Origin of the sequence: Clostridium manihotivorum (genome assembly GCF_004015185.1) — a bacterium.
Classification (GTDB): Bacteria; Bacillota; Clostridia; order Clostridiales; family Clostridiaceae; genus Clostridium_AR; species Clostridium_AR manihotivorum.
The window spans coordinates 5,928,418-5,954,660 of the sequence record NZ_CP025746.1; the positions used below are offsets into that span (position 1 = coordinate 5,928,418).

At 31.7% G+C, this 26,243-nt stretch carries 16 protein-coding genes and 1 pseudogene; 2 read left to right on the forward strand and 15 right to left on the reverse strand.

The window, feature by feature from the left end:
• Positions 1-358: 358 nt before the first annotated feature.
• From C1I91_RS26175 to C1I91_RS26195, 5 genes are all read right to left on the reverse strand, one after another.
• The gene (locus C1I91_RS26175) at positions 359-5,542 is read right to left on the reverse strand and encodes a tandem-95 repeat protein (RefSeq protein ID WP_128215559.1); all 5,184 of its coding nucleotides are present in this window, start codon (positions 5,540-5,542) and stop codon (positions 359-361) included.
• A 356-nt stretch (positions 5,543-5,898) separates the two neighbouring features.
• Positions 5,899-6,459, reverse strand: coding sequence for an AAA family ATPase (locus tag C1I91_RS26180; protein ID WP_128215560.1), 561 nt, complete (start codon positions 6,457-6,459; stop codon positions 5,899-5,901).
• A gap of 382 nt (positions 6,460-6,841) precedes the next feature.
• A complete protein-coding gene (locus C1I91_RS26185) occupies positions 6,842-7,231 on the reverse strand; it encodes a peptidoglycan-binding domain-containing protein (RefSeq protein ID WP_205694257.1) in 390 nt (129 codons plus the stop codon).
• Positions 7,232-7,625: 394 nt separating this feature from the next.
• Entirely contained in the window at positions 7,626-8,486 is an 861-nt protein-coding gene (locus C1I91_RS26190; RefSeq protein ID WP_128215561.1) for an SDR family NAD(P)-dependent oxidoreductase, read from the reverse strand.
• Positions 8,487-8,618: 132 nt separating this feature from the next.
• A complete protein-coding gene (locus tag C1I91_RS26195; protein ID WP_128215562.1) occupies positions 8,619-10,556 on the reverse strand; it encodes an oxidoreductase in 1,938 nt (645 codons plus the stop codon).
• A 179-nt stretch (positions 10,557-10,735) separates the two neighbouring features.
• Here C1I91_RS26195 and C1I91_RS26200 point away from each other — a divergent pair, with 179 nt between their 5' ends.
• Positions 10,736-12,292, forward strand: coding sequence for a PucR family transcriptional regulator (locus tag C1I91_RS26200; RefSeq protein WP_164880667.1), 1,557 nt, complete (start codon positions 10,736-10,738; stop codon positions 12,290-12,292).
• A 116-nt stretch (positions 12,293-12,408) separates the two neighbouring features.
• On the opposite strand, the pseudogene C1I91_RS26205 reads toward C1I91_RS26200, so the two are convergent.
• From C1I91_RS26205 to C1I91_RS26225, 5 genes and pseudogenes are all read right to left on the reverse strand, one after another.
• Positions 12,409-12,672 (reverse strand): annotated as a pseudogene (locus tag C1I91_RS26205) (MFS transporter); the annotation flags it as partial.
• Between the two features lie 43 nt (positions 12,673-12,715).
• Positions 12,716-13,300, reverse strand: a complete 585-nt coding sequence (locus C1I91_RS26210) for a P-loop NTPase family protein (protein ID WP_128215564.1) — start codon at positions 13,298-13,300, stop codon at positions 12,716-12,718.
• A gap of 240 nt (positions 13,301-13,540) precedes the next feature.
• Positions 13,541-15,292 carry a methyl-accepting chemotaxis protein gene (locus tag C1I91_RS26215; protein WP_128215565.1) on the reverse strand — a complete coding sequence of 584 codons (1,752 nt, stop codon included), beginning with the start codon at positions 15,290-15,292 and terminating at the stop codon, positions 13,541-13,543.
• Positions 15,293-15,359: 67 nt separating this feature from the next.
• Entirely contained in the window at positions 15,360-15,950 is a 591-nt protein-coding gene (locus tag C1I91_RS26220) for a TetR/AcrR family transcriptional regulator (protein ID WP_128215566.1), read from the reverse strand.
• A gap of 174 nt (positions 15,951-16,124) precedes the next feature.
• Positions 16,125-17,135 (reverse strand): phage holin, encoded by a 1,011-nt coding sequence (locus tag C1I91_RS26225; RefSeq protein WP_128215567.1) that lies wholly within the window; start codon positions 17,133-17,135, stop codon positions 16,125-16,127.
• Positions 17,136-17,583: 448 nt separating this feature from the next.
• On the opposite strand from C1I91_RS26225, the gene C1I91_RS26230 reads away from it, so the two are divergent.
• The gene (locus C1I91_RS26230; protein ID WP_128215568.1) at positions 17,584-17,778 is read left to right on the forward strand and encodes an alpha/beta-type small acid-soluble spore protein; all 195 of its coding nucleotides are present in this window, start codon (positions 17,584-17,586) and stop codon (positions 17,776-17,778) included.
• Positions 17,779-17,821: 43 nt separating this feature from the next.
• Here the strand turns inward: C1I91_RS26230 and C1I91_RS26235 are convergent, their stop codons facing one another.
• From C1I91_RS26235 to C1I91_RS26255, 5 genes are all read right to left on the reverse strand, one after another.
• Positions 17,822-18,541, reverse strand: coding sequence for an ABC transporter ATP-binding protein (locus tag C1I91_RS26235; protein ID WP_128215569.1), 720 nt, complete (start codon positions 18,539-18,541; stop codon positions 17,822-17,824).
• Between the two features lie 42 nt (positions 18,542-18,583).
• Positions 18,584-19,840 carry an ABC transporter permease gene (locus C1I91_RS26240; RefSeq protein ID WP_128215570.1) on the reverse strand — a complete coding sequence of 419 codons (1,257 nt, stop codon included), beginning with the start codon at positions 19,838-19,840 and terminating at the stop codon, positions 18,584-18,586.
• Between the two features lie 13 nt (positions 19,841-19,853).
• Positions 19,854-21,014, reverse strand: a complete 1,161-nt coding sequence (locus C1I91_RS26245; RefSeq protein WP_128215571.1) for an ABC transporter permease — start codon at positions 21,012-21,014, stop codon at positions 19,854-19,856.
• A gap of 157 nt (positions 21,015-21,171) precedes the next feature.
• On the reverse strand, positions 21,172-23,406 hold the full coding sequence (locus C1I91_RS26250) for an MASE3 domain-containing protein (protein ID WP_128215572.1): 2,235 nt from the start codon (positions 23,404-23,406) through the stop codon (positions 21,172-21,174).
• Positions 23,407-23,702: 296 nt separating this feature from the next.
• Positions 23,703-26,126, reverse strand: coding sequence for an HD domain-containing phosphohydrolase (locus C1I91_RS26255; RefSeq protein ID WP_128215573.1), 2,424 nt, complete (start codon positions 26,124-26,126; stop codon positions 23,703-23,705).
• Between the last annotated feature and the right edge of the window lie 117 nt (positions 26,127-26,243).

Below are 26,243 nucleotides of genomic sequence, written 5' to 3' on the forward strand. Positions count from 1 at the left end.
TCAGACCTCCCCAGGTAAGAACAACAACCTTCATCTCATATATCTGCTACATTTACTCCTAGGAATTGGGATAGTGTAGGACTTCGTTTTGTATTGCAAACTCGTCCGTTCCTAGTAAGCCTTGTATGTAGTTCGTATCCCTCAGACCGAGACTTTGCCTTAAGCTTCCTTCAGATTCCACCTCACGATGGACACCCTTGCCCTTAGCTAGTGGTTCCCACTATCAAGCCCACAGCGGACTTTCACCGCCAAGTTGTTGCCCATGCTGGGCACACAATAAAAGACACTGCTGATTCTTCATCAACAGTGTCAAATTATATCTTTATATATTGCTATGAATAACTTACTAATAAGTTTATTAGTTTTTCTTAGGCTTAAGAGTTAATCCTAGTCCTGAAAGTATTAATATGGTTCCAAGTGCAACTAATCCATTCATATCAACTTCTGATCCGGTCTTAGGTAATTGCTTAATTACTTCTGCTTCATGCTTAGCATTCATTGAAAAATCATGCTTTACTATTTCTTTACCTACTGAGATTACTGGACTTGTATAAGTTTCGTATCCATCCTTTGCTGCAACTACATAGTAATCTGCATCAGGGAATACCATATATGCATACTTACCAAAGTCATCAGAGAATTGTGGGTTAGCATTGTCTGCTGGTGGAAACTCTGCAACTTTAGGTAACTCTACAAGAGTTCCTGGCTTTCTTCCCGCTAATATATTTCTAGCAGTATTTGCATAATACAACTTAACATCTGCACCTGTAATGATTTTATGACTTATGCTATCAGTTATTGTACCATATGGGTCAATCAATGCAGAACTAAGATTTATTTCTCCATCTTGATTCATGGCAACCTTCATACTTCCAATTATAATCTTTTGTCCATTTGGTAGAGTATATTTTACTGCAAATTTATATTCTTGTCCTTTTTCTAATCCATCAGCACTAAATACACCCTTATCATTGGCTGAGTTGTATATATGTGTACTTACCCCTGATGAAATTAATTTATCATCACTATCATAAACATCAAAGCTTAGATTGGAGTAATCTTTTAGTAAGGAATCCTCACCGTTAGGCTTCTTGAATAAGATTAATCCAGCTGCAGTTTTGTCAGAAGTAAAGGATTCATTACCAGCTCCTGTAATATTATCTACTGTACTCTTCTGATTAAAGGTAACCATTTTAGTTTGATTTCCTATAACTACTGGTTTAGTAATACTAACATCATAAGTTACTCCACCTTTAGGTATTGCAATCTTATACTTACCATCTGCTCCAGTTATAAGCTTTGTATAGAAATCTATAACACCATCATTGTTAAAGTCTTTTGATACCTCAATAACGGCATCTTTTACAGGGAGCTTTGTAGTATTATCCACAACAACCCCAGTTAGGGTTCCTGGCTCAAAATTTATAGTGATTTTTTCTGAGGCATATAGACCTCTTGACTTATCCTCTACTATAGCTGTTACTGGTACACTTACACTCTTTACACTTTCAATATTAGCTGATTTATAAACCACTTTAGCTATACCATTACTATCAGTCTTAACTACATTTCCATTAGGGAAGCTTCCCATAGGAGCATTAAAAGTAACTTCAGTATTGGCTAAAGGCTTATTATTTTTATCTGTAACCTTTACTGTGAGAGTTGTGGTCTGAATTCCATCACCAATAATAGTTGTAGGATTTGCATTTAAACTTATAACAAAGTTAACTAATCTAGCATCCATTCTAATCTCATCAGTTGAAGTCTTATCCTTGGCAACCCCTACTGAAAGAGTTTGAGTACTGTACTTTGAGTTCTTAACTAATAAATTGTAGCTACCTAACTTTATATTTTTAAAATAGTAATTTCCATTATTATTAGATACTACTGTAGCTACAAGATTGTTTGATAAGTCTCTAAGTTCAACTGTGGAACCTGGTAGTATAACTCCAGTAGTTTGATCAGTTACTGTACCTAAAAGATTAAGAGTAGCATCAACAGTTATATTTATATTTGATATAGCTGTTCCACCTTTACCGTCACTTACAGATACCTTAAAGCTGTCATTACCACTAAATCCACTCTTAGGTGTGTAAATCCATCTTCCACTCTTCGAATCTAAGGTTATACTTCCATTGGTTGGTTCACTTACTATAGCATATAGCAACTCATCATTATTTTCATCAAGACCAACTATACTATCTGATACTGACTTATTCATAGTAGTAGCTCTAGAATAGTTTTCTACTGTAGGATCTGCATTAAGAACCTTTATGAAAATAGTAGTAGTAGCTGTTCCACCCTTCCCATCACTTACAACAACCATAAAGCTATCATTTCCACTGAAGCCTTTCTTAGGACTATAAGTCCATTGTCCCGTAGTCTCATTTATAACTACTGAACCATTAGTTGGTTTGTTAAAAGCTGAAATTGAATATTTAAGCTTATCATTATCCAAATCATTACCTACTACAGACCCTGATACTGGCTTGTAATAAGGAGTATTCTTGCTATAACTTGAATCTACTGTAGGTCCATCATTAATTGGGTTAATAGTTATATTAACTACTGCTGGTGCTGAATCAACATCTCCATCATTTGTCTTAAAGCTAAAGCTATCTTGTCCATTGTAGTCCTTGTTTGGTGTATAGGTGAAGGTTCCATCCTCATTTAACTTTAAGGTTCCATGAGTTGGTGCTGCTACTAAATAGTACTTTAAGCTGTCTCCATCTATATCTGATCCTGTAACTGTTCCATTTAAAGCCTTGTCTTCATCTGTCCTTAAGCTCTGTCCAAAAGCACTTGGGATATCATTCATCGGGTTAACAGTTATATTAACTACTGCTGGTGCTGAATCAACATCTCCATCATTTGTCTTAAAGCTAAAGCTATCTTGTCCATTGTAGTCCTTGTTTGGTGTATAGGTGAAGGTTCCATCCTCATTTAACTTTAATGTTCCATGTGTTGGTGCTTTTACTACATAGTACTTTAAGCTATCTCCATCTATATCTGATCCCGTAACTGTTCCATTTAAAGCTTTATCTTCATCTGTATTTAGGCTTTGTCCCAAAGCACTTGGTGCATCATTTATAGGATTAATAGTTATGTTCACCGATGCTGGCAACGAAAACTCCAATCCATCACTAACCATATAAGTAAAACTGTCTTGTCCATTATAGTCTTTATTTGGTGTATAAGTAAAAGTTCCATCCTCATTAAAGACTAAACTTCCGTGAGTTGGCATAGATACAAGGTAATAACTTAAAACATCTCCATCTATATCAATGCCTTTAAGAACTCCATTTAAGTTTTCATCTTCTCCTATAGTAACACTTTTATCATAAGCCTCTGGTCCATCATTTATAGGAAGAACCGTCAAGTCTACCTTAGCTGATAAGGAATCTTCAGTTCCATCATTAACTTTAAAAGTGAAGCTATCTTGTCCATCGTAATTTTTATCTGGTGTATAAGTGAAAGTTCCATCTTCATTTAGCTTCAATGTTCCATGACTTGGCCCTAAAACTACAACATATTTTAAACTATCGCCATCAATGTCTAATCCAGTAAGTGTTCCTTGAAGAAAATCATCTTCAGCTAAACTAAGACTTTGTCCATATGCAACTGGTTTATCATTTACAGGACTTATATTAAGTATTACTGTAGCAGGAGCTGAATCAACCAAGCCATCATTCACCTTAAAAGTAAAACTGTCCTGTCCATTGTAATTAAGATTTGGAGTATAGTTAAAGGTACCATCTTGATTTACCACTACAGTTCCATGTGAAGGACCTGTAACTAGATAATACTTTAAAGAATCTCCATCAACATCTGAACCCGTCAAAGTTCCTGATAAAACCTTGTCCTCATCTGATGTAAGGTTCTGTCCATTTGCTATTGGTGCATCGTTTACTGGTTTTACTGTTAAGTTTACAGTAGCTGGAGCTGAGTCTACTGTTCCATCATTATTTTTAAAGGTGAAGCTATCAGTTCCGTTATAATCTTTATTTGGAGTATATGTAAAGGTTCCATCTTGGTTTATGTTTAGACTTCCATGAGATGGCGCTTTAACTACATAGTATTTTAAATTATCTCCATCTATATCGGATCCCGTTAATACTCCACTTAAACTCTTATCCTCATCTGTATTTAATGTTTGCCCGTTTGCCACTGGTGCGTCATTTACTGCGGTAACATTTATACTTACGCTAGCAGTATTAGAATCTAATTGTCCATCATTTACTTTAAACACAAAACTATCTGTTCCATTGTAGTTCGCGGCTGGTGTATAAGTATAAGCTCCATTTGCCCCTAAGGTTACTGAACCATGAGTTGGACCGCTTATTATTATATAACTAAGAGTAGTTCCACTATCCACATCATTCCCTACTAATGCTCCTGTTTTAGCAGTATCTTCTGTAACAGTAAGAGAACCATTAGTAGCCGTTGGTGCTGTATTAGGCTTTAAAACCGTCAAGTTTTGAGTGGCTGTGGCGCTGTTTCCTAAAATAGTTGTAAGCTTAGCAGTAACTGGATAAGTTCCATTTGGTAATGGATCAGTTACATTTACACTCCATCTTTTATTATTAACAGTTGTATTATAAGTATGTCCATTTATAGTAACCGCAACTTGACTTCCATCCTGAGCCTCTGTATCTCCAGAAATTGTTGGAGTAGAAGTAGCAACTGTTACAGAAGCACCTCCATCAATATTAATACTTGGCAGAGTTTGAGAAATACTTGATAGCGTTACTGTAGACAAATTATCAAAATTCATGGATGTACCATCCATCCAATCCTTATTGATAGTGGATATTGAACCCGCTCTAGTAGTACCAAAATATAGTTTTACAGGAGTGTCACCTGTAATAGGACTCGTCATACCTAAAGCATTTTTTTCAAAATCAGTTATTAAGCTTATAGGAATTTGGAAATCTAAGAAATAAGGCTCTGTTCCTTCTGCTTTAACTATTCTAGTACCTGGAACTACCTGTTGTCCAGCAGTACCATTAGATATTGCCTTAAATATCTTATACACATTGGTTTCAGCTCCATCTGTTATATAAACATAGTCATCAGAAGGATTTTTACCATCAATACCTATGGTTACTCTCTGTACAAACTTTCCATAGCTAGAACTTCCATTATTTATATCTTCAGCAGCAACAACTAACTGCCACACTGAAGTGTCAAATCCTCCAGAAGTTGGAGCCAAAGGATTTGCATCTAGTCTAAATCTAAAAAATATATTTGTCCCATCAGATGCAACATATACTGATGGCAGAGTACCTGCCTGCCCCTTAGTTAATACGTCACTACTTACCAAATCCGTTCCTGGATTGTATGCCTCGTATAAGTCATAGATATAAGTTCCATCCTTTTTACTATAGGGATAGAACTTTGAAGGCCACGCCACAGATTGATTGTTTGTAATACTGGTTTTATCAGTAACTACTGTTGTAGCTTTAGCAACCTTTGATACCGGAGAATATAACACAAGGCAGAGCGCAATCAAGCCAATAATTTTACCCCTTCTTCTTATCAAAATAACACCTCATATTTTTATATAAATTTTTTAATTAAATTCAAATTTTCGTTCTATATAAATCAATTACATGGAATAATTATATATGCAGTGACATGATAATTGCTATGGTTTTTATTTGGTAATAATAATTATTGTTTATTAATTATTCTGTTAATTTCAAAAACAATTTTTAATATCCTATATTGTTAAATATCTACATATAAGCCACCTTTACATACTTATACATAAACTTATGCAATATATAATTTCATACGAAAGAGAACCTTCTTTATTATACTTTATTGGACTTTATCCCTCATGTAGAATCCTTAAAGAATAAAAAAATAATATTAAGCCCATTTAAGAGCCTAATATTATTTTTTATTCATATATCCTATTATATTTTCAACATCACTCAATACTTCTTCTAAATTTCTATTTGAATCAACAACATAATCACACTCAATTACCTTAAAAGCGTTTTTATCATGTTTTATTCTAGAATATATTGTTTCGTCATAAATATTCTCTTCACCGTATTTTCTCTTACACATTCTATTATAACGAATTTGTTCATCTGCATTTAGATATATTGTTATAATCTCAGCATCTTTCACTTCTTGTTTTAACTCATGGACACCAACAGGATCAACTATATATATTGAGTTCCCCCTATTTCTATATTGTTCTCTACTAGCCCAATAGTGATTTCCATCAAAATATGTATATGCTATTATATTTGCTTTGTCTTCAACAGTAATAGTACTTTCTATGTACGTTTCGTAATCAACAAATATATGACCTTTCTCTCCTTCATATCTTTGTCTTCTTGTAGTATAACTTTCTATATAATTATAATCCTTCTTTGAAAGTTCTTCAGCTATAGTAGATTTACCGCTTCCACTTTCTCCTACTAAACAAATAATTCTATCCATACTCTAAGCTCCATTTCTATAATATAAGATACTTCAATTCGATTATTATTAATTATAATATTAATATATATCAAAAGAAACTATGTACATATATAATTATTTTACAAATAAGTTTCTATTAAATCTAGGAAAGTGCTCAATATGTATAATAGTTTAATTAATCGAAATAAAGTTATTTTCTTTCTTCCTAATATGAATATAGAAAATATAAACTATCTAAAACTTCTTCAAAACATAATTTTATTTTTACTACTTATCAAAATAGCTATTCTAAACTCCTGAAATCACTAAATCTTGCTAGCAAATAATTTTATGCTTTTTCAGACAGTAAAAGTTCCTGATGCTTCCACATCAGGAACCCCTTTTTAATTTTATATTGCTACTATAGGTAGTTTTGTAATACATTCCAGCTTTCAGAACCAACTATTCCATCAACTTGTACAATATTTGGATCTGCAAATTGGAATTGTCTTACAGCATTTTCAGTAGCTGTTCCAAATATACCATCTGTACTTAAACCATAATGTCCATAATTATTAAGAGCTATCTGAACTTGTCTAACTGAAAGTCCTTGATCCCCTTTTTGTATTACTCCACCTCTTGCAATTATAGTAGATGCAGATGTACTCCAATCTACAAATTGTGGTGTCATTATAGCTGTTGGTGCCTCTTTTAAATCTGAATTTCTAGTCGCAGCAAAAGTTGGAGTTGCAGAAGCTAAAAGTGACACTACTAATGTACCTGTTGCAATTATTTTTTTTGCGTTTAACATAATTTTCTCCTCCTTTTATTTATAATATTCGTGATCACACTTACAATATATTCCTCATGGTATCAAAAGTCAATAAATATAGTCAAAATAATTTTTATATTTTTATTTTATGCAACATTTTATAATAAAACTAGTTTCCAAAGAGCTGTTAAGAATAAAACCATTACATCAATTTCGTTTTGCATAATAGTAAGAATATTCTAACTTATCTCTGCATTATTAGATATCAATCTATCCTTCAGTCCAATATTTAATCATTTATTTCTTATTAGTTAACCCTAATTCACCGTTATAAATCCTTAACGCTGCTAGGTTTAGCTAATAAAAAACTTTATACTAGCCCTAATAATTAAAAGATCAGAGTACTCTACCTCTGATCTTTTAAACTATTAATTTATTTATTAAATATACTTACGTCAGGGTTCTTACCTTCCAATATATTCTTAGCTCTTAATCCTATTATAGGTTCATACTCAGGATGAGTTGTTATATAGAACTTCTCCTCCTCAATAGCACTAAAAACAGTATTTGCTATTGTATCTATTGGCATTCCTGTTTCAATTAAATGTCTAGCAACCTCTAAAGTTCTTTTATAACTTTCAGTTGCATAATAAGGATCAACCTGAGGATCTGCTGCAAATCTTTCTGGTCTATGCCTATAACTATTGTGGAGATCTGTTTGAACAAAGCCTGGGCAGAACACAGACATTTTTATTTTAGAATTCATAGCCTGTAGATCGTAATACATAGATTCTGTTAACGCCACAGCTGCATGCTTAGTTGTGTGATATATTGTAAGACCTGGTGAGGTTAGAAGTCCTGCAACAGATGCAGTATTAACTATATAGGCCTCTCTATCTTGTTTTAGCATTGTAGGAATAAAAGCCTTAGCTCCGTATACTAATCCATTAACATTAGTTCCAATAATCCAATCCCAATCCCTTACTGGAACTTCCCAAGCTGCACCACCTACTACAACTCCTGCATTATTAAACAATAAATCTACTTGTCCAAATCTTTCTATTGTTTTATCAGCTAAAGCTTGTACTTGTTCATATACAGTTACATCTAAGGTTACAGCTAAGGTTTCTGCACCCATAGCCTTTATTGTTTCATCAACTTTTTTTAGATTTTCACTATCTATATCTGCAAGTACTATCTTCATTTCTCTTTTTGCACATTCTTTTGCAAACTCTACACCAAAGCCATTTGCAGCTCCAGTTATTACAGCAACTTTATTTTTGAAATCCTTCATCTCATATCTCTCCTTTTATATCTTAATTAAATTAATTAGCGGTTATATTACACTTCCACTAAATTTATACATTATTAGCTATATAATAGTAAAATTATACATTATTTTTATTAATGGTTCAAATATACATAATTAAATTATATATACTTTTTCAAATCCCTGTCTTATAGCCTCTGCTATTCTCCCTGGTGCACTTGCGTCTCCTATTACCCTTACCTTATCAAAGTATTCCTCAAGTACTTGCACCAAAGAATTATTAGATTTGATTCCTAATGAAAGTATAACTTTATCAACTTCAATATTTACAACCTCATTAGTACTCAAATTTATAAGATCAACAGATTGTTCATTTATCTTCACTAGTTTATGTGAAGTAAGTATATTAGCATTATGCTTCATAAGATTACCAACTACAGTATACATATTAGATGGATAAACTCCTGTTCCGATCTTAGGCAGTATATCCACTAATGTTATTTTATTATTTCTAATAGCTAAGTACTCAGCTGTTTCACAACCAGTCATTCCAGATCCTATTACCATTACCTTTTCATCTCTAATATCTACTTTACCTGAAAGTACATCTGATACATTGTACACATTTGCACTGGAGATTCCGTCTATAGAAGGTACAATAGGATCTGAACCAGTGGCAACAAATACTGCATATGGATTAAGCTTCTTAATACTATTAATATCAGCCTTACAATTAAGTCTTATGTCAACATCCAACTTATGAAGCTCTCTTTTATAAAAATTTATTAGTTCGGTTAGCTTCTCTTTCTTAGGCGGCTTACTTCCTAGTGCAACCATGCCACCCAACTCTGATTCTTTTTCAAAAAGTACAACATTAAAATCCCTAAGTGCTGCACATCTGGCAGCTTCCAAACCTGCAGGTCCTGCTCCTATCACAACAATAGTCTTCCTATCACCATCTCTCTTAAGACTATTGAACTCTAATTCTCTTCCTAGTTTTGGATTGACTGCGCATTTAACTGTTTTACCAGACTCAAGCTCTTCTATACAGTGAAGGCAAGATATACATGGCGTTATTTCATCAGCTCTTCCTTCAAAAGCCTTTAATGCAAACTCAGCATCAGCAAGTTGAGCTCTTCCAAGACCAGCAAAATCCATAACTCCTTCATTTAGAAGCTGTTCTGCAACACCTGGATGCTTTATGTTATTAACGGCTATTACTGGTATATTAATATTATCTCTAATATTTTTAGCCAGATGCTTCTTCCAACCTTGCTCAAAAGCAATCGGTTCAATTATGCTATATCCTGACTCATATATACCACTGCTTACATTAATAGCGGCAACTCCTATACTCTCCAAATACTTTGCAATTTTAATAGAATCTTCTATTCTTAAACCACCTTCTACAAATTCATCTCCATCGATCCTCACACTGATAGGAAATCTAGGCCCACATACACTCTTTATTCCCATTATTATTTCAGTTATAAATCTCATTCTTCCTTCAAAGCTGCCTCCATATTTATCTATTCTTTTATTTGTATATGGACTCAAGAATTGATTTATCAAATATCCATGAGCAGCATGTAACTCTACTCCATCTACACCTGCAGTTTGAGCTATTTTAGCTCCTTTTATAAACTTCTTAACAAGAGCTTCCGCTTCTTCAATAGTCATTTCCCTAGGCACTTCTTTACAAACACCGCAAGGAATCGCACTAGGAGCTATAAGCTGCTTACCATCTATCAAATGGCTATGGCTTTCTCTTCCTGGGTGATGCAATTGAACAAATATCTTTGTGTCATACTTATGAACTGTTCTCACAAGCCTTTCAAGTTGAGCTACGTGTTTTATGCTAGTAACACTTAACTGGTTCGATGTTCCTACCCCATACTCTTCATCTATTCTGGTTATCTCAGTTATTATAAGTCCACATCCTCCTTTTGCTCTTTCTTCATAATAAGCAATAAGTTCTTGAGATGCTTCTCCTGTGTAACTAGCTAACGAAGTACCTATGGCAGGCATTACTATTCTGTTCTTTAATTCGAGACCTCCAATATTACCCTTAGAAAATAACTTTTTATACTCCATAATATCCTCCTATGATTTTCTATTAAGTAGAAAACACACACATAAACATCAGTAATGTAAAGTTATACATTCATCTATAATTATAAGTTAACATAAGGATAATTATATAAATATAGTCTTTATGAACAAAAATAGGATATAATATAATGCATATAGCACTATATTATAGGAGTGATTTTATGCAAATATATTTCAAAGATATCTTTAAGGAAATAAAAGAGCTTTATGAGTTTAGCAGCTATGAAAACAATTGCAACTCAACTGCAATAAGGCAAATAAAGTTCATAACCAATGATATTTCTCATTTTGAACAATCTTGTTTATATATAGGCAAAACTTCTCAACTAGTAAATGCATATGACTATGATAGCAGTAGCTTCATATTATTTAAGAACAGTGATTTATCGCATTTAAAGATATCAAATTATATATTACTCAATAATGAGGAGAATCTATTCTCAGTATTTAATCTAATAAATGAAATACTTACAAAATATCTTTTGATAGATAATCCTGCAGTGAATCTACTAGATTCATTGGCTCATGGTAATGGATTAAAAGACCTGATTAATATAGGCTCAGAGTTTATAGATAATCCAGTAATTCTCTTAGATAGTAGCTTTTCCGTATTAGAATATTCTAAAAATGTACCTATCTCTGATGACATTTGGACTCGTAATATCAATAGAGGTTATTGTTCTTATGAATTTATTTCTTATGTACAAAAACAAAAGGAATTAAGAGGGTCATCTTTAAACAATGAACCATTCCCTTTTAAATGCATAGCTAGCCCTTATATCAAATATGTAAGTAAGCTTGTTATAGATTCTAGATTAGTTGGGTATTTGGTGTTATTGGAGTGCAATAAAAAAGTAAGACCTGAGCATTTAAGCTTATTAAAGATTTTGAATAATGCTATAGTAGAAGAACTTAGGACAAACTTGTTTTATAGAACTACTAAGGGAAATAACTATGAAAATCTTATATATGACTTATTAGAAGATAATATAAAAGATGAGAATATTGCTTTAGAAAAAATGCGAAATTCCAATTGTAATTTTTCAAAAAACTTATTTTTAGTAACCATTGACTTATCCAATTATAAACAAGTTAGCCCTAATCAGCCATTAAAACATTATCTAGATAATATATTTATCAACTCTAAATTTATCTATTATAAAGAGGACATAGTTATATTATTAGATAGTCGAGATAATACTAAAAATTTAGATTCTGTAATAACGCAAAACTTAGATTTTTTAAGAAATAACAACTTATCTATTGGTATAAGTGACAGATTCTCTAATCTTACAGCTATTAATAAAAGCTACAATCAATGCAAAACCGTTATAAATTTGTCCAAGCAGTTAAATATACCAGGAATTATTTTTAGATATAATGACTATAAATTTTATAGCTTAATTGATTATACTGCGAATAATAATCCTGAATTTACAAATGAATATTGCCACAGTTCTGTCCTTAAACTGCTTGAATATGATTCAAATAATAACACAGATTATTATAAGATATTGAAAGTTTATCTTCAAAATAACCAAAATACAAATTTGACTTCCGAAAAACTTTTTATACATAGAAACACTTTGAATTATAAGCTGACTAAAATAAAGGATATATTAGGAGTAGACCTAAAAGACAGTGAAGATATTTTTAAAATTTATTATTCCATAAAACTAATAGAATACACTGACTCTATAAAGTCTAGAATATCTTAAATAACTTTTCTAAGTCCTTAAAATTACTAGGTTTAACTAGCGTTTTTTGTGTAAACTTGTCTAGACAGTCAAAAAGCATGCCCTCAGCAAATACCTTTGAAGACATGCTTTCTTAATTATTTATCTTTACCTAGCTTATGACAGAATAAGGCTATTCCTTGGGTAATAAGTCCTGTAGCACAAACACCATATCATCCAAAATGAGAATAACTATAAGCTCCCACAAATGAACCTATGGATCCCCCTAAAAAGTAAGATACCATAAAAACAGTATTTACTCTATTTCGAGCTTCCTCACTTATGGCATGAACTCTAGCCTGATTAGATATCTGACAAGACTGAACACCTAAATCAAGTAAAATTACACCTATTACTAAACCTATTCTCTTTCCTTGACAACAAAACATTTTCTTCTTTCATAATCTAGTATTTTATCTTTATATTTCTCTCATCTTCCTCAACTTCAACATTGCTAACAAACATATCCAAGCTTTTATTAAAATCATTTTCTATTATAAAATCAGCCATATCTATTACTTTCGATGCAGATTCTTTAAAAGAATTGATCTCAGTGTTCTTTATCATTACAAAATATCCAGGTATAACAACATTTCTAAGGCTATTTGATTCACAAATTATCAATGCATCAGATGGTACCTTTGACATGAAGTAATTTATCCCCTCTTCTAGATGGCCCTTTAGACATTTAAGCCAGTAGACCTTATCTGCTCCAGCAGAAAGTAACAGTGATGTATCCTTATTTCTATTGCAGTCAACTTCTTCTATAAGCTCAAAGTTTTCTTTTAAGTTAGTACATACACCACAACCTTCTCCGCCTCTTTGACACTTACCATTCTTATGCTCTATGGTAGTAACCTTTAGAGCTATAACTTTTATATCACTTTTAAATTTATTGATAAGCGCTGAGGCTAAGGTTGTCTTTCCGCTATTCCTACCTGTAGATCCAATCATGAGCATCTGCTCTATACTTATTAAATCTTTATTCATTTGATACACTTCCTTTATGCGGTTATACGACTTTTGTTAGATTCCAAATAGAATTCTATACTTTTTAGCTATTAAAAGCAAATAAGAACGGTTATCCATATCCTTATTGTAAATATACCTAAGGAATAAAAAAAATTCGCTAAAGCTATCTCCTTTAGCGAACTCTTTTATTCTAATCTGCATCTCCTGAACTAATGCATAACTTTTTTCATAGACGATACCATATAAATTTCAGAATAATTACACCTTAAAATTGCTTGCCAGTTCAGTCAACTCTTGAGCAGTTTCTGCTTGACTTTGAGAAGATGTAGATACTTCTGAAACTGCATTGGTTACCTCATTTACACTTAGTGATATATCTTCTGAACTGCTAGCTGATTCAGCTGCTGTTGCTGATAGATTCTCTAAGGCATAAGCAACCTGATCTATTACTTCTTTTATTTGAATAGCTGCTGAAGATATGTCACGAGCCATATCATTTACAAATTCAGCATCTTTTTCATATTGATCACCAGTTTCCATAAATAGTTCATAGGTTGGCTTAACCTCATCCTCGAGGTATTTAAGAACTCCCTGACCACTATTAGATAGATTATTAAATGCTTGTTGAACACTGTTTACAATCTTATAAATATTCGCAACTGCCTCTGAAGATTGTTCCGCTAGGCTCCTTACCTCATCTGCAACTACTGCAAAGCCTTTACCCATTTCTCCTGCTCTTGCAGCCTCAATTGCAGCATTTAATGCAAGAAGGTTAGTTTGCTCTGCTATTTCCCCTATAGATTTTGCCATAATTACTATATCATCAACTACTTTTCCATCTTCTATAGCCTTCAGTATACTTCTTCTATTTTCAATATATATTCTAGTTCCTTCTTCCATACTTTTTGCTGCCTTTTCCTTAACTTCCAGAGCTCTATTCTTTATTTCCACAGCAGATTTGAAACTTCTATCAGCTTTACTTGTAAGGTCACTAGTCGTATTACCTATCTCTTGTGCAGATGCGCTTACTTCTTCTGTGGTTGCACTTAAATCTTGTATTCCTTTTGCTATTTGTTCAGTAGATTCATTTACAATACTCATCTTTGAGGCAACTTCTTGTGAAGTAGCTGATAGCTCCTCACTTGCAGCACTAATATCACTAGCACCATTAATTATTTGTGATATAAGTAGTTTCATATTTTCTTTCGCCTTGTTTAGATCTCTTGCAAGATCACCTATTTCGTCTTTTGAATCCAAATCTATATTAGTAGTTAGATCACCTTTACCTAAGCCTTCAGCAAAGACTACTACCTTTTTTAGCTTTTTCGATATAATTGTAGCAATAACTACACCCATTAAAATTGCAACAAAAAAACCAATTGAGGTAATTACAATAACTTGTAAACTTGTAGTTTTATATGTAGCATTATTTGAGTTATATATAGAATCAGCTTCCGATATTGAAGTATCACTTAAGTCTCCTAGGCTCTTGAATAAAGTTTCTCTAACCTTAGAGGCTGAAGAAATTAGACTTGTGGCAGATTTATAATCACCTGCTATAGCAAAGTCACTCATCTTTTTTCCCATTTCAAGGTAAGCCTTAGAAGAACTCTCTATACTATCCAAGGTACTTTTATCCTTTTCGCCCTCTGCTTTACTCTTATATGCTCTAATGGATTCGTTTGTAGTCTTTATTTCAGAAAACATTGCAGCACTTTGCTTTGTAAGCTCTTCTATATCTTTAACTGTTTCATCAGCCTCACCGGTATCCTTTTGCTGCTTGTATGCCATCTTTAGTAAATCAGTTCTTATATCAGAATAATTTTGCCTAAGCTTATTTACCTTATTTATAGTTTTAAGGTTATAATCATGCAGTAATACAGCATTTGAGTTTATTTTATTCATATCTCGAAGCCCTAAATACCCAACCGCTACTATGAATAGAGATATAAAAACTACTAATGCTAATATCTTTGTTACAAGCTTTTGATTTCCAACCCATTTTATCATACTGTTACCTCCAAATTACTTTCTTTCGTTTAGGAACGAATAATCGTTCGCTTTATAATAAATTTTTTTATTTTTTTATACTTTTCCAAAATCCTGACCAGAGTCTATCTACAAATTCATCATTTAGTGGAATATTGTAAACTACTTTTTCTTCTAAATAAGCTAGCATTCCAGATATATATATATAAAACAGGTTTTCATTACTGTCTTCAATTATCCTATTTTCATTTTTTAATTTATCAAAGTATTTTTCAAAAAACTTTACACTAGCTTCATTTATCATAAAGTTAGAATAGTTAGCATCATTGATATTTTCCTTACCCTTTGCAAAAAACGATGCTTGCCTAAGAAACATGTACTCTTGCTTATTCTTAGAGAAATATCCAACTATAGCCACATAGTATCTATGAAGAACCTCTTTAGCATCATAATCTTCTACTTTTGCAACATATTCTTTTATACTGCTTACACCTACTCCAGCCTTACTTATACACTCTCTCCATACAGTTACAAATATCTCTTCCTTACTAGAAAAGTGTGAATATATAGATGATGGCTTTAATCCAGCCTCACTTGCTATATCTTTTATTGTTGTCCCATCGAATCCCTTTTGAGAAAAAAGTTTAAGTCCAGCTTCTTTTATTCTAAGATAAGTCATTTAACACACATCCAATCAACATACTTATACATATCTATCGGTTTTCTTAGGATAATCTTAACGAATTTTTTTTATTCTTACAAGTAGAAAATCACTGAATTATTCTTACTCAGTGATTTTTTTGTTAATTTAGCTTTTTTTAAGCTTATATGAAAGAAATTAATATAATTAAAGTTATTGTATTATAACCCAAATATCATTTTTTATCTTTTCAAAGACTTCATAAGGGAGATACATATAGCCCTTATCCGCAAAGGTTGTTCCCCAAGAATTTCTTAATATAAAGTATCCGTTATTCTTTCTTCTTTTTTTAATCATACTGCATATACTATTAAGACTACCTTGCTTTTGCGAATTATTGTCCACATATCCAACTAGAAGAACAGCATGACCACCAAGCATTTTTTCAAAAACACCAGGCATAGGAACAAAACCATCTTTTCCTACATTCTCAAAACTTTCATATACTGTAATTCCTAAAAGAACTGGTAAAGAGCTTGCCAACGCTTGCTTTACTTCCTCTAAAGAGGTTATTCTATGGTAGGAGTTAATAGTATATTGCAAAGCATTTTGGTCTGCTGCTACCGAAGGTATATCCGTAAACTTACTTATATCGTAAGGATAAAAACTTTCTTCACATATTCCACTATTTTTTAATGCTACACATATATCCCTAATAGAAGCTCCACTATCTTCATCTACAGTGCCTTGAATAAGTCTTTCTTTGTAATATAGAAAAAGCCTCGAAAGCTCAACTCTATTATTAATAAAATACTCTTTATTGGCACATCCAGCATTGGCAGTACAGGAACCTAATTCTCCTTGTTCATATATGGGTGGCATCTTTTCCCTTAAATCAACTGATTTAGGCAATTCTAAAGCCTTTACTAATGGATGGTCTTTAAAATAATAATCTCTGTTATCAAACTTATCTTCTTTTAAAACATATTTTCTCTTAATGTTATTATCATTATTTGAAGATCTTTTGTCGTCTTTATATCCACGTTCCTCAGTTGTAGGATTATTAATAATACCTAAGAGAACAAGTATACCTAAAACAGCAGTTACAAGCTCGCTGTAGTTACTTGGCAGTATATCTAATCCAAAAGTTTTTAATATAATTGGAATTAGTGCTAAAACCGATACCCACAATCCATAGTTTTTTAATCTAGATTTAATATCCATTTTAATCCTCCGTTTATTATATTCTTAAGTCTAGCTTGTACAAAATTAAATGACTTAAAAATCTACCTGTTAAGTTAAAATTTCTTATGCCAAAACATATTCAAATCTAAAAATGACCTTTAAAAATATTTAATTTAAAAGACTCTTTCTCTTTTGTATAACACATTTATATATACTATTTTCTTAGAACTATATCTGCTACTAATAATAAAACTATTTTTAAATAACCTACTAAGAAATAATTTAACTTCTTGTTTAACTCATATACACAATAGGTAATTACTTATAACTTCATATTATAAATAGAAAAAATACAATCAAATTACTAGCTATTCTATAAAATAAATTATCTCATTATGGAAATCAATAATATGTGAGGGATGTAAACTTCAAGTTTCAAAAGATTGTTCAATATTTATAATTAACTAATGAGGAAGGTGTTTGTATTATGAAAGAGATCATTAATGAATTAAACACAAAGTCAGAACAAGCGAAAGAGTTAGGAATAGAACTTCCAGATGATGGTTACTGGGGAAATACTAGCTCAAAGGTTTGTGGAATGATAGGCGGCGCAGAAGGCGGCAACTTCACTAAAAATGCAGTGCAAGCCTTCGAAGAAAGGTTGTCTAACAAGAATAAATAATAAGAAATCGCTAATGAAGCTTTCATTAGCGATTTCTTATTAACTATATAGCTGTTATATTCGTCAGTCTATCTGATATTACTTGTCCATCCAAAATATCAATACGCCTTTTACAGTAGGCTGCTACATTCTCATCATGAGTTACTATAATGACAGTCTTGCCTTTTTTATTTATGTCTACTAGAAGATTCATAACTTCTTTACCAGTCTTTTGATCTAATGCTCCTGTGGGCTCATCTGCTATTATAATTTCAGGCTCTCCAATCAAAGCTCTTGCGATAGCAACCCTTTGCTGTTGACCTCCTGAAAGTTGATATGGATGTTTAAATCTATGTTCTTTTATTCCAAGGGCCTCTAACATATTTAAGACTCTACAATTTATTTCTTTTCTTGACAGCTTATCTTTTCTCTTACAGTACAGGTTTTTATATATCAAAGGTAATTCTATATTATCTTGTACTGTGTACTCATCAATCAAAGCAAACTGCTGGAATATAAACCCTATTCTCTCATTCCTAGTCTTAGCAAGTTCTAAACTTCCTAGTTTTTCTACGGACTTATCATTGATTAGATACTCTCCTGAGGTAGGTTCATCTAAACACCCCAAGATATTGAGCATGGTACTTTTTCCTGATCCAGAAGGCCCCATTATGGCAATCATCTCTCCTTCAGATATCTCTAAAGATATACTATCTAAAGCCATAGTGACAGTACCGTACGTAACATACTTCTTTACTATGTCTTTTATATTAACTTGGCTCATATATTTCAACTCCTTCTACACCTGTAAACTTTAGTTTTTTTACTAATCAACCTTTATAAACTCTATAATATTCAGTTTAAAAGTTTTAATAACTAAGGGGATTGTTGATAACAACATAAAACTTATTACCATAGATGAAGCTACAAACACAACATGCATGCTAATTAGCATTTGAGGTACAATTTTCTCAACCCCCTTAGCCATAGTCAGTGAAATAATTTCAGAAACAAGGTACAGAAAAAGTAATTCTCCACCAAGCATAATAGCTATATTACTCTTTTTAGCACCTATTGCAAATCTTATTCCAATCTCTCTTTTACGCTTTAACAATGTAGAAAGGGATACGCTAATAATTCCAAAAGATGATAATAAAAGCATTATTACTCCATAAAAAAAACCTGCGTAGTTCCTTTGCCCATCTCTTTTTATGTTTCTGTAATAATCTTTTGCATTATCAAGGGATATCTTATGAGTTTTTATTTTCTCCGTATAATCTTTTTCAATTTGTTTAATATCTGCTTTACTTTTTACTGTAACTAATACATTAAGAAAAATCTCCTTATCTACTGCCCTTTGATCACTTGGAAGTTTTGCGCCTATAGTTACATAGCCATTATTCTCTAACCCAATATCGAAGGTTCCAGGCTCAAAACCTGTAGGCATATTGGGATCTAAGATTCCAATAATCTTATATTTTATTGGCTTAAATGTTTTGTAATCTAACGCTCCTGGTAGCTCCACTATTGATCCTATCGGATTAAGCTTTTCTAATGGTGGACCTATTAGCAATGGAATAGCTTCAGTATCATCTGCTTTCTTATATCTTTTATAATACTGAGTAAAATTTTCACCTTTTATGACCTTATAATCAAATAGCTTTGTTGCTGGCTTATCCTCAAATATAGCAAGCAAATTTAAGACATTAGCCTTTATTTCATTAGGATTATTTATACTTGGCTTTAATACATCACCAAAAAGCCTTCCTACAGTATCTACTCTATTGTCATTGCTTGCAATTTCATATATTTTACTGGTGGGCGTAACATCCGGCTCATACTTATGAGTAAAACTAAACCTTGTAAGGTTATAATCATCTTTATTTGCAATATTACTTGAAGATACTGTATAGTAATCTTTATTAATAACAGCTATTCCTTTATTTGCAAAGGTACTATAATACTCTATCCTTCCAGAAACCATAAGAATTATGAAAAAACTTAGAGTTAATTCAACTATCATAAGTATGTTTCTCTTTTTCTGTGTTTTTAGGGATTTCCAGATTATCAATATTAATTCCATCTCTATTCTCCTACTAGTTTACTTTTACTGCATCCGCTGGACTCATTTCAAGAGTCTTCTTTACAGGAATTAAGGAGGCAAAGTATCCTATAAATATTGCTAGAAATAAACTTACGCAAAGATTAATCCACGATAAGTTAAAAGTAAATCTATAGTTATTCACGACTGGTTCAACAACCTTGAACAAAATACCTTGTACTAAAACAGAAATCAGTGAAGATATTGCTGCAACTAGAAGCATATCTTTTTCTATACTTTTCTTTATATATCTATCATTTGCTCCAAGTGCTTTTTTTATAGAGATCTCTTTTTTTCTACCATCTATCCAAAAAATAGAGATACTAATTATATTTATAAGTGCTACAATAAGCAATGGTAAGCTTACCAATACCACATCCACTATCACCTCATCAAACGATACCTTAAGATTTACATTAGCTTGAACATCGTACTTAAAATCGCTATTAAACTTTTTGCTAGTACTATCTATCAGCGGTTTTACATTCTTCTCATTAACTCTGTATAGAATATTTATATTTAATTGACTCTCTTCGCCACTTCTTGATATAACTTGTTGATTTAATTTAGTTATATAGGTATCTGGAATGGAACCAATTGGTATATAAATTGCTCTATCAAAATTTGTATCCATATACTTTCTTCCTAATATACCTATTACTTCATAACTCATACCGTAAAAACTTACAAAATCTCCTGTCTTCAATTTTAAATCTTCAGCCAATCCAATTCCCAATAACAACTTTTTATCATTTTTCTTGCACTCATTCGGAGTAATAAACCTCCCTGAGTATAATGCAGGCTGCCAATCCGGTTTATTTTCATAGTAAAATGGAACCACTTCTCCTTCAATGACCTTATTGCCATTTCTTACTTCTTCATTGTCCAATCTAAGTATGTCAACTTCAGCAGTCTTTCCTAAAGCCCTCAAGACATCTAAGGTGTTAGTATCGTATTTTTCCTTTGTTTTATTATATAAATACATTGCTGTACGACTTTCAAGCTTTCCGAAATTGGATTCATTGAACTCAAAAATCTTTTTTTGAACTCCGCTTATTAATGCAGATGTAACCAATATAGAAATAACATAGCCCAGAATTATTATAAATAACTGTACAGGTCTGTTTTTCCAACTTCCTAACATATTTTTTAGCATAACCACTCCCCATTCTTTAAAGCCTATATACCGTTTACAATATCATACATTTAATTATTGCGCATGCGGTTGCACAATTCAATTAATTTCATTCGCACCTTTTTACAAAATACTACATTAAGGAAAAAATCACTAATGAATTCACATTAGTGATTTTTTATACAATATCATCCAAATCTTCTTCTATATATGGAATTATAATAGTAAATGTAGTTCCTATCCCAAGTTCACTTTCAACCTCTATCCTACCCCTATGCTCATCTATTATATTAAAACAAGCACTTAATCCTAATCCCGTTCCATTTTTCTTAGTAGATAAAAATGGTGTTCCTAACTTTTTAACCATGTCTTTAGGTATTCCATCCCCATTGTCAGATATACTTATAAATATTTCCTTATTAGCTTCTCTTATTCCACTTTTTATAAGTAAAACAGGATGTAGTGAGTTATCCATGGCTTCTACAGCATTCTTACATATATTAAGCATAACTTGCCTAATTTGAGTTTCATCACAAAGTATGTACCTTTCATCATATTTTAAATCTAGAATTAGCTCAACACCTCTCATAAGAGAAGAGGTTTCAAGTATACCTCTCATAGATTCAATTAAATCAATAAAAGCTACCTCTAAAAATTCTGTTTCTTTTGGTTTAGATAAACTTAAAAACCCACTTATTATCCTATTTACTTCATCTGTACTAATATTAATCTTTTTTGCATATTCCTTTATCCTTACATCATTTGCATAAAGTTCAATTAGCTGACTGCTTCCCTTAATCGTTGTTAAGAAGTTTCTAGTTTCATGGATTATAGTTGCTCCCATCTGCCCTATGGTTGCTAGTTTTTCTTGATTGATCAATTTTTGTTGTTTCTCTTTTTCTTGAGTTATATCTCTGAAAATACAAACAGCGCCAATTTTCTCATCGTCAATATTTCGTATCACCGAGCAAGTTCCGCCTATCTCCCTCTCCAGATTATCCTTAAAAAATATTGACCCTTCATATCGTTTACCAACTACTTTTCCAGCTTCTAGCACTTCAGAAAAGCTTGTTTCATTGAATCCAACGCTTTTTTTAAATTCCTCCAAGCTTAGCCCTATAAGGCTTCTGCTTTGTACTTCGAATAAATCACCATAATGCTCATTGTAAGCAGTTATCTTCTCATTAGCATCTAAAATCATTACTGGAGCAGATATAGAATTCAAAATCACTTGAGTTTGCAAATGCAAATTATCTATTTCCTGTTCTTGCTTTACATCCTTAAGCAACACAAGAACTCCATTTTTTATTTTATGTGCGTTTACAATGACTCTTACAAGTTCCTTATCCCCATTAATGTAGGTTCTAATAAGATTGGTTGCTCCCTTTTCACATTTCCTAACTATATTAGCAATTGTATCTTCTTTTTCATCACCCAATCTTGGTAGAATCTCTAATAGCTTATTATCACCAATTCCTACAATCTTTTCCTTAGAACACTTAAATAATTCTACAAACTTATCATTTACAAAATCTATTTTATTATTATTATCATAGGTATGTATAGGCATTGGTACAGCATTAAGAATATCTGCCAGTCTTTGATTGGTCTCCATCATCCTAACATATGGATATCTTATTACACTTGAAAATACGCCCTTATAAAGGAAGTAGTAACTTACAATCTTCAATATATGTCCTAATACCATAAAAAAAGAGTTTATATCTTTATATAATGCAAGACATGCCTCAGAGGGAATTATCATAGCAACACACAAAAATATATAGGTAAACCTTATCAAGTAGTTTTCTTCCAGCCTTCCACTTAATTTTTTCAGTGTGAATAAGGCTAATCCTATTACTAATAACTCTAGTAATACCTTAAAGAAAGTAATACCTTTCTCATCATATAAAACAGGGATATCCCAATAGCCAAGCCTACATATATAGAAAACTATAATTCCGCTCGATATAGTAATAATCAAACCTAAATATCTATTGTTATTTTTTTTAAAGGGTTTATAAGAGAAAATTAATAAGGTCATCATCTGTATTAGACGGGCTAACATCCAGTATCTTGCGGTTAGATTTGAGTTTATGATATCATTTATTATGAGATACTTATAATAGTGAGCGTGTATTAAATCTAAAATTGCTACAATTAAAAATCCGAATCCTAATATTATGTTCACTTCATTTTCCATCTCAATCTGGTACCAAACGATTAAGAATATAGCCACACCAACTACTGCAGTTATTATTTCTAAAATTGAGTGAATTATCTCTTTATCTTCTCCCCAATATCCTTTCCAAATTATAAAAGCTAATATTAGAGAAATCAGAACTGAATAAATTATATAGGTAAAAATAGTCTTGTAAATCGCATAGTTTTTAGTTTTACATAAATTGTTCATAGCCGCGCCCCCAAATTCGACTCGTTTCCTAAAACTATAAATATTTATGGCATAATTCTCATAGTTATATTGAAAATTATACCATAAATATTTAAGGAATAAATGTGAAATTTCATAATAATCATAATTTTTTCACATATAATTAGAGTTTTGTACTTGCTTTATAGATATCATCAAATATACTACAATTCTTACCAAAACCTAACCATAGGGTGCAGTAAAAATCAGTTTAAACCCTATGGTGATTCCAGCACTATTCATTAGCACCAATATACTGTTATAATCACTTTTTATAACTATATTAGCTCTTCCCTCTCTAATAACTTTAAAAACTCCTCTACTAAAATCGGATCAAACTGTTTTGACGAACATCTTTTTAATTCCTCAACAGCATACTCAATGTCCTTAGCTTCCTTGTATTCTCTTTTATGAGTCATTACATCAAAGGAATCAACAACATTTATTATTCTAGCTAACAGAGGTATTTCTTCACCCTTCCATCCATTTGGATAGCCTGTCCCATCGTATCTTTCATGGTGAGCTAGTATTTCATCTGCTATATGAGATAATTCAGGAGTTGACTTTGCTATCCTATATCCTATTTCAGTATGAGTTTTCATAATCTCCCACTCATCATTTGTAAGTTTACCAGGCTTTAATAATATATGCTCAGGAATTCCTATCTTCCCTATATCATGAAGAAGTCCTAGAAGTTCTAATTCATCTAACTTATCTTTTGATAATCCCAAACTAGTTCCTAACTTAAAGCTCAGCTCTTTAATTCTCATAGTATGTTCTTCAGTTTCACTGTGTTTCTCATGTAAAGTTCTTAATAATGAACTTGTAACTGCATTTCTTGTACTCTTTTTCTCTATAAGTTTATTCCTATACATCCTTTTCTCTGCAACACTCATCACAGCCTCTGAATCCACATTCTCTTCATCCCTGTTAGCATAGCCTAATGCAATGCTAACATTTATAGGAAAGTCTTTTATACTATCACAAGCAACTTTTATTTTTGTAATTAATTCCTCTACATAATCCTTGCTCTTCCCCTTAATCAATATGACAAATTCGTCGCCTCCCCAGCGTGAGACAATATCGTCATTACTGCAAAGCCTCTTAAGTTCCTTACTTACATTGTATATTAACTTATCTCCCTCTTTATGTCCTAGCGCATCATTGATAAGTTTTAAACCATTCACATCCCCCATTATTAAAAAGTATTTTTCGTAATGGTTTCTATCAAGTTCTTCAAGTTCTCTCTCCATAAATGCTCTGTTTTTTAAGCCTGTTAATTTATCTGAGTAGCTTAAGAACAATATATCTTCTTCATATTTTTTTCTTTCTGTTATGTTTATTAATACACTTATTAATCTAAGTGGTTTTCCTTCACCATCCCTACTTACAATCTTTCCACGTTGAGAAACCCAAACTATTTCTCCCATATCATTAAACATTCTATAGGATATATCAAAAAAATCAGTGCTACTATTTAGTATGTCTTTATATCTCTTTCTTAAGTTTTCTAAGCATTCTGGATGTATCTTCGAAAAATGTTCATGAAATAATTCACGGTCATCTCCAGCTTCATAGCCTAAAGCCTGTTTCCACTCTTCATTTATATAAAGCCTACTTTCTTCTATATTTAGGTCAAAATACCCGTCCTTTGTTGCCTCCATCACAAGAGTAAACCTCTCATGCATGTCCTTAATATCAATATTAGCTAAGGCTAGTTCTTCAAGCATATTATTTGTAGACTGTGCTATATGGCTAAACTCATCATTTCCATCAAGCATGATTCTTAAGTTAGTATCCTTTTTATTTGTTATATCTCCAATAAATGAATTCAATACTTTAAGTCTTTTTAATACAAATCTATTTAATACAAATCTATCTATGAGTAAAACTATAAGCAATGCTACTATGTATAGACTGCCAAATATCATCAAATAACTTAACCCAATATTATATAAATATCTTTCAATATCGATTGTAACTTCTATACTGTTATTGCCATTTATATCTTTTAAAAACTTAGAAGCAAGAATATATCCATTATTCTTTATAGTTAATTCTTCTTTATTATTATAATCCTTTAACTTATCTAAAAACTTTATATTACTTTTACTTATTGTATTTATGTAATTTATTAGTTCCTTATCTGCAACTCTGCCAATTATAAGCTTACCATTTGGTTTTGATCTTTCATCTGAAGTGGTGATAGGCGCTATAGATACTATATATAATTTATTATTACTACTTATGACACCCTCCTTTGCCTCAATACTTGATGGGTTTATCTTACCTAAGTAACTTTTATTAAGTAATTTCTTCTCTATTTCACTTCTTTCTTCGTCTTCTAACAGATATGTTTTTTTATAAAACATATCATTGTTTTGATCTAGGTAATAAATAAAACTTACTTTAAGCTGCTGCATAGTGTTGTCCACTATATTTTGTCTTATATACTCTTCATTTTTGTTCTCTAAAAAATTATAGGTTTCATCCCAATGAGCCCAATCCAGTGAGGTGCTTTTAATACTGTTTTCCTCTTTATTTAGTATTGAAGTTAACACATCAAAGGAATCATCCACAGTTTTACTTTCTATTTTATTAATGTATTTATCAATAACTAAATAAGAAACAACATTTGTAAAAACGACAAAAAGTAAAAAGCTCATTATAGATATTATTAAAGTCTTTAACCTTACACTCATCGCTATCCTCTCCTAAATTAATCAATTCAGACTAACGATTAATCGTTCGTTCAATAATTTGTAGCTTTATCTATATTATACATTCATTATTAAAGAAAATCTTTATTTTTTGTAAAA

Excerpts from the sequence above, each read along its gene's own strand:
- C1I91_RS26180 (WP_128215560.1), bottom strand. The coding sequence starts at position 6,459 with ATGGATAGAATTATTTGTTTAGTAGGAGAAAGTGGAAGCGGTAAATCT.
- C1I91_RS26185 (WP_205694257.1), bottom strand. The coding sequence starts at position 7,231 with ATGTTAAACGCAAAAAAAATAATTGCAACAGGTACATTAGTAGTGTCA.
- C1I91_RS26190 (WP_128215561.1), bottom strand. The coding sequence starts at position 8,486 with ATGAAGGATTTCAAAAATAAAGTTGCTGTAATAACTGGAGCTGCAAAT.
- C1I91_RS26195 (WP_128215562.1), bottom strand. The coding sequence starts at position 10,556 with ATGGAGTATAAAAAGTTATTTTCTAAGGGTAATATTGGAGGTCTCGAA.
- C1I91_RS26200 (WP_164880667.1), top strand. The coding sequence starts at position 10,736 with ATGCAAATATATTTCAAAGATATCTTTAAGGAAATAAAAGAGCTTTAT.
- C1I91_RS26210 (WP_128215564.1), bottom strand. The coding sequence starts at position 13,300 with ATGAATAAAGATTTAATAAGTATAGAGCAGATGCTCATGATTGGATCT.
- C1I91_RS26215 (WP_128215565.1), bottom strand. The coding sequence starts at position 15,292 with ATGATAAAATGGGTTGGAAATCAAAAGCTTGTAACAAAGATATTAGCA.
- C1I91_RS26220 (WP_128215566.1), bottom strand. The coding sequence starts at position 15,950 with ATGACTTATCTTAGAATAAAAGAAGCTGGACTTAAACTTTTTTCTCAA.
- C1I91_RS26225 (WP_128215567.1), bottom strand. The coding sequence starts at position 17,135 with ATGGATATTAAATCTAGATTAAAAAACTATGGATTGTGGGTATCGGTT.
- C1I91_RS26230 (WP_128215568.1), top strand. The coding sequence starts at position 17,584 with ATGAAAGAGATCATTAATGAATTAAACACAAAGTCAGAACAAGCGAAA.
- C1I91_RS26235 (WP_128215569.1), bottom strand. The coding sequence starts at position 18,541 with ATGAGCCAAGTTAATATAAAAGACATAGTAAAGAAGTATGTTACGTAC.
- C1I91_RS26240 (WP_128215570.1), bottom strand. The coding sequence starts at position 19,840 with ATGGAATTAATATTGATAATCTGGAAATCCCTAAAAACACAGAAAAAG.
- C1I91_RS26245 (WP_128215571.1), bottom strand. The coding sequence starts at position 21,014 with ATGCTAAAAAATATGTTAGGAAGTTGGAAAAACAGACCTGTACAGTTA.
- C1I91_RS26250 (WP_128215572.1), bottom strand. The coding sequence starts at position 23,406 with ATGAACAATTTATGTAAAACTAAAAACTATGCGATTTACAAGACTATT.
- C1I91_RS26255 (WP_128215573.1), bottom strand. The coding sequence starts at position 26,126 with ATGAGTGTAAGGTTAAAGACTTTAATAATATCTATAATGAGCTTTTTA.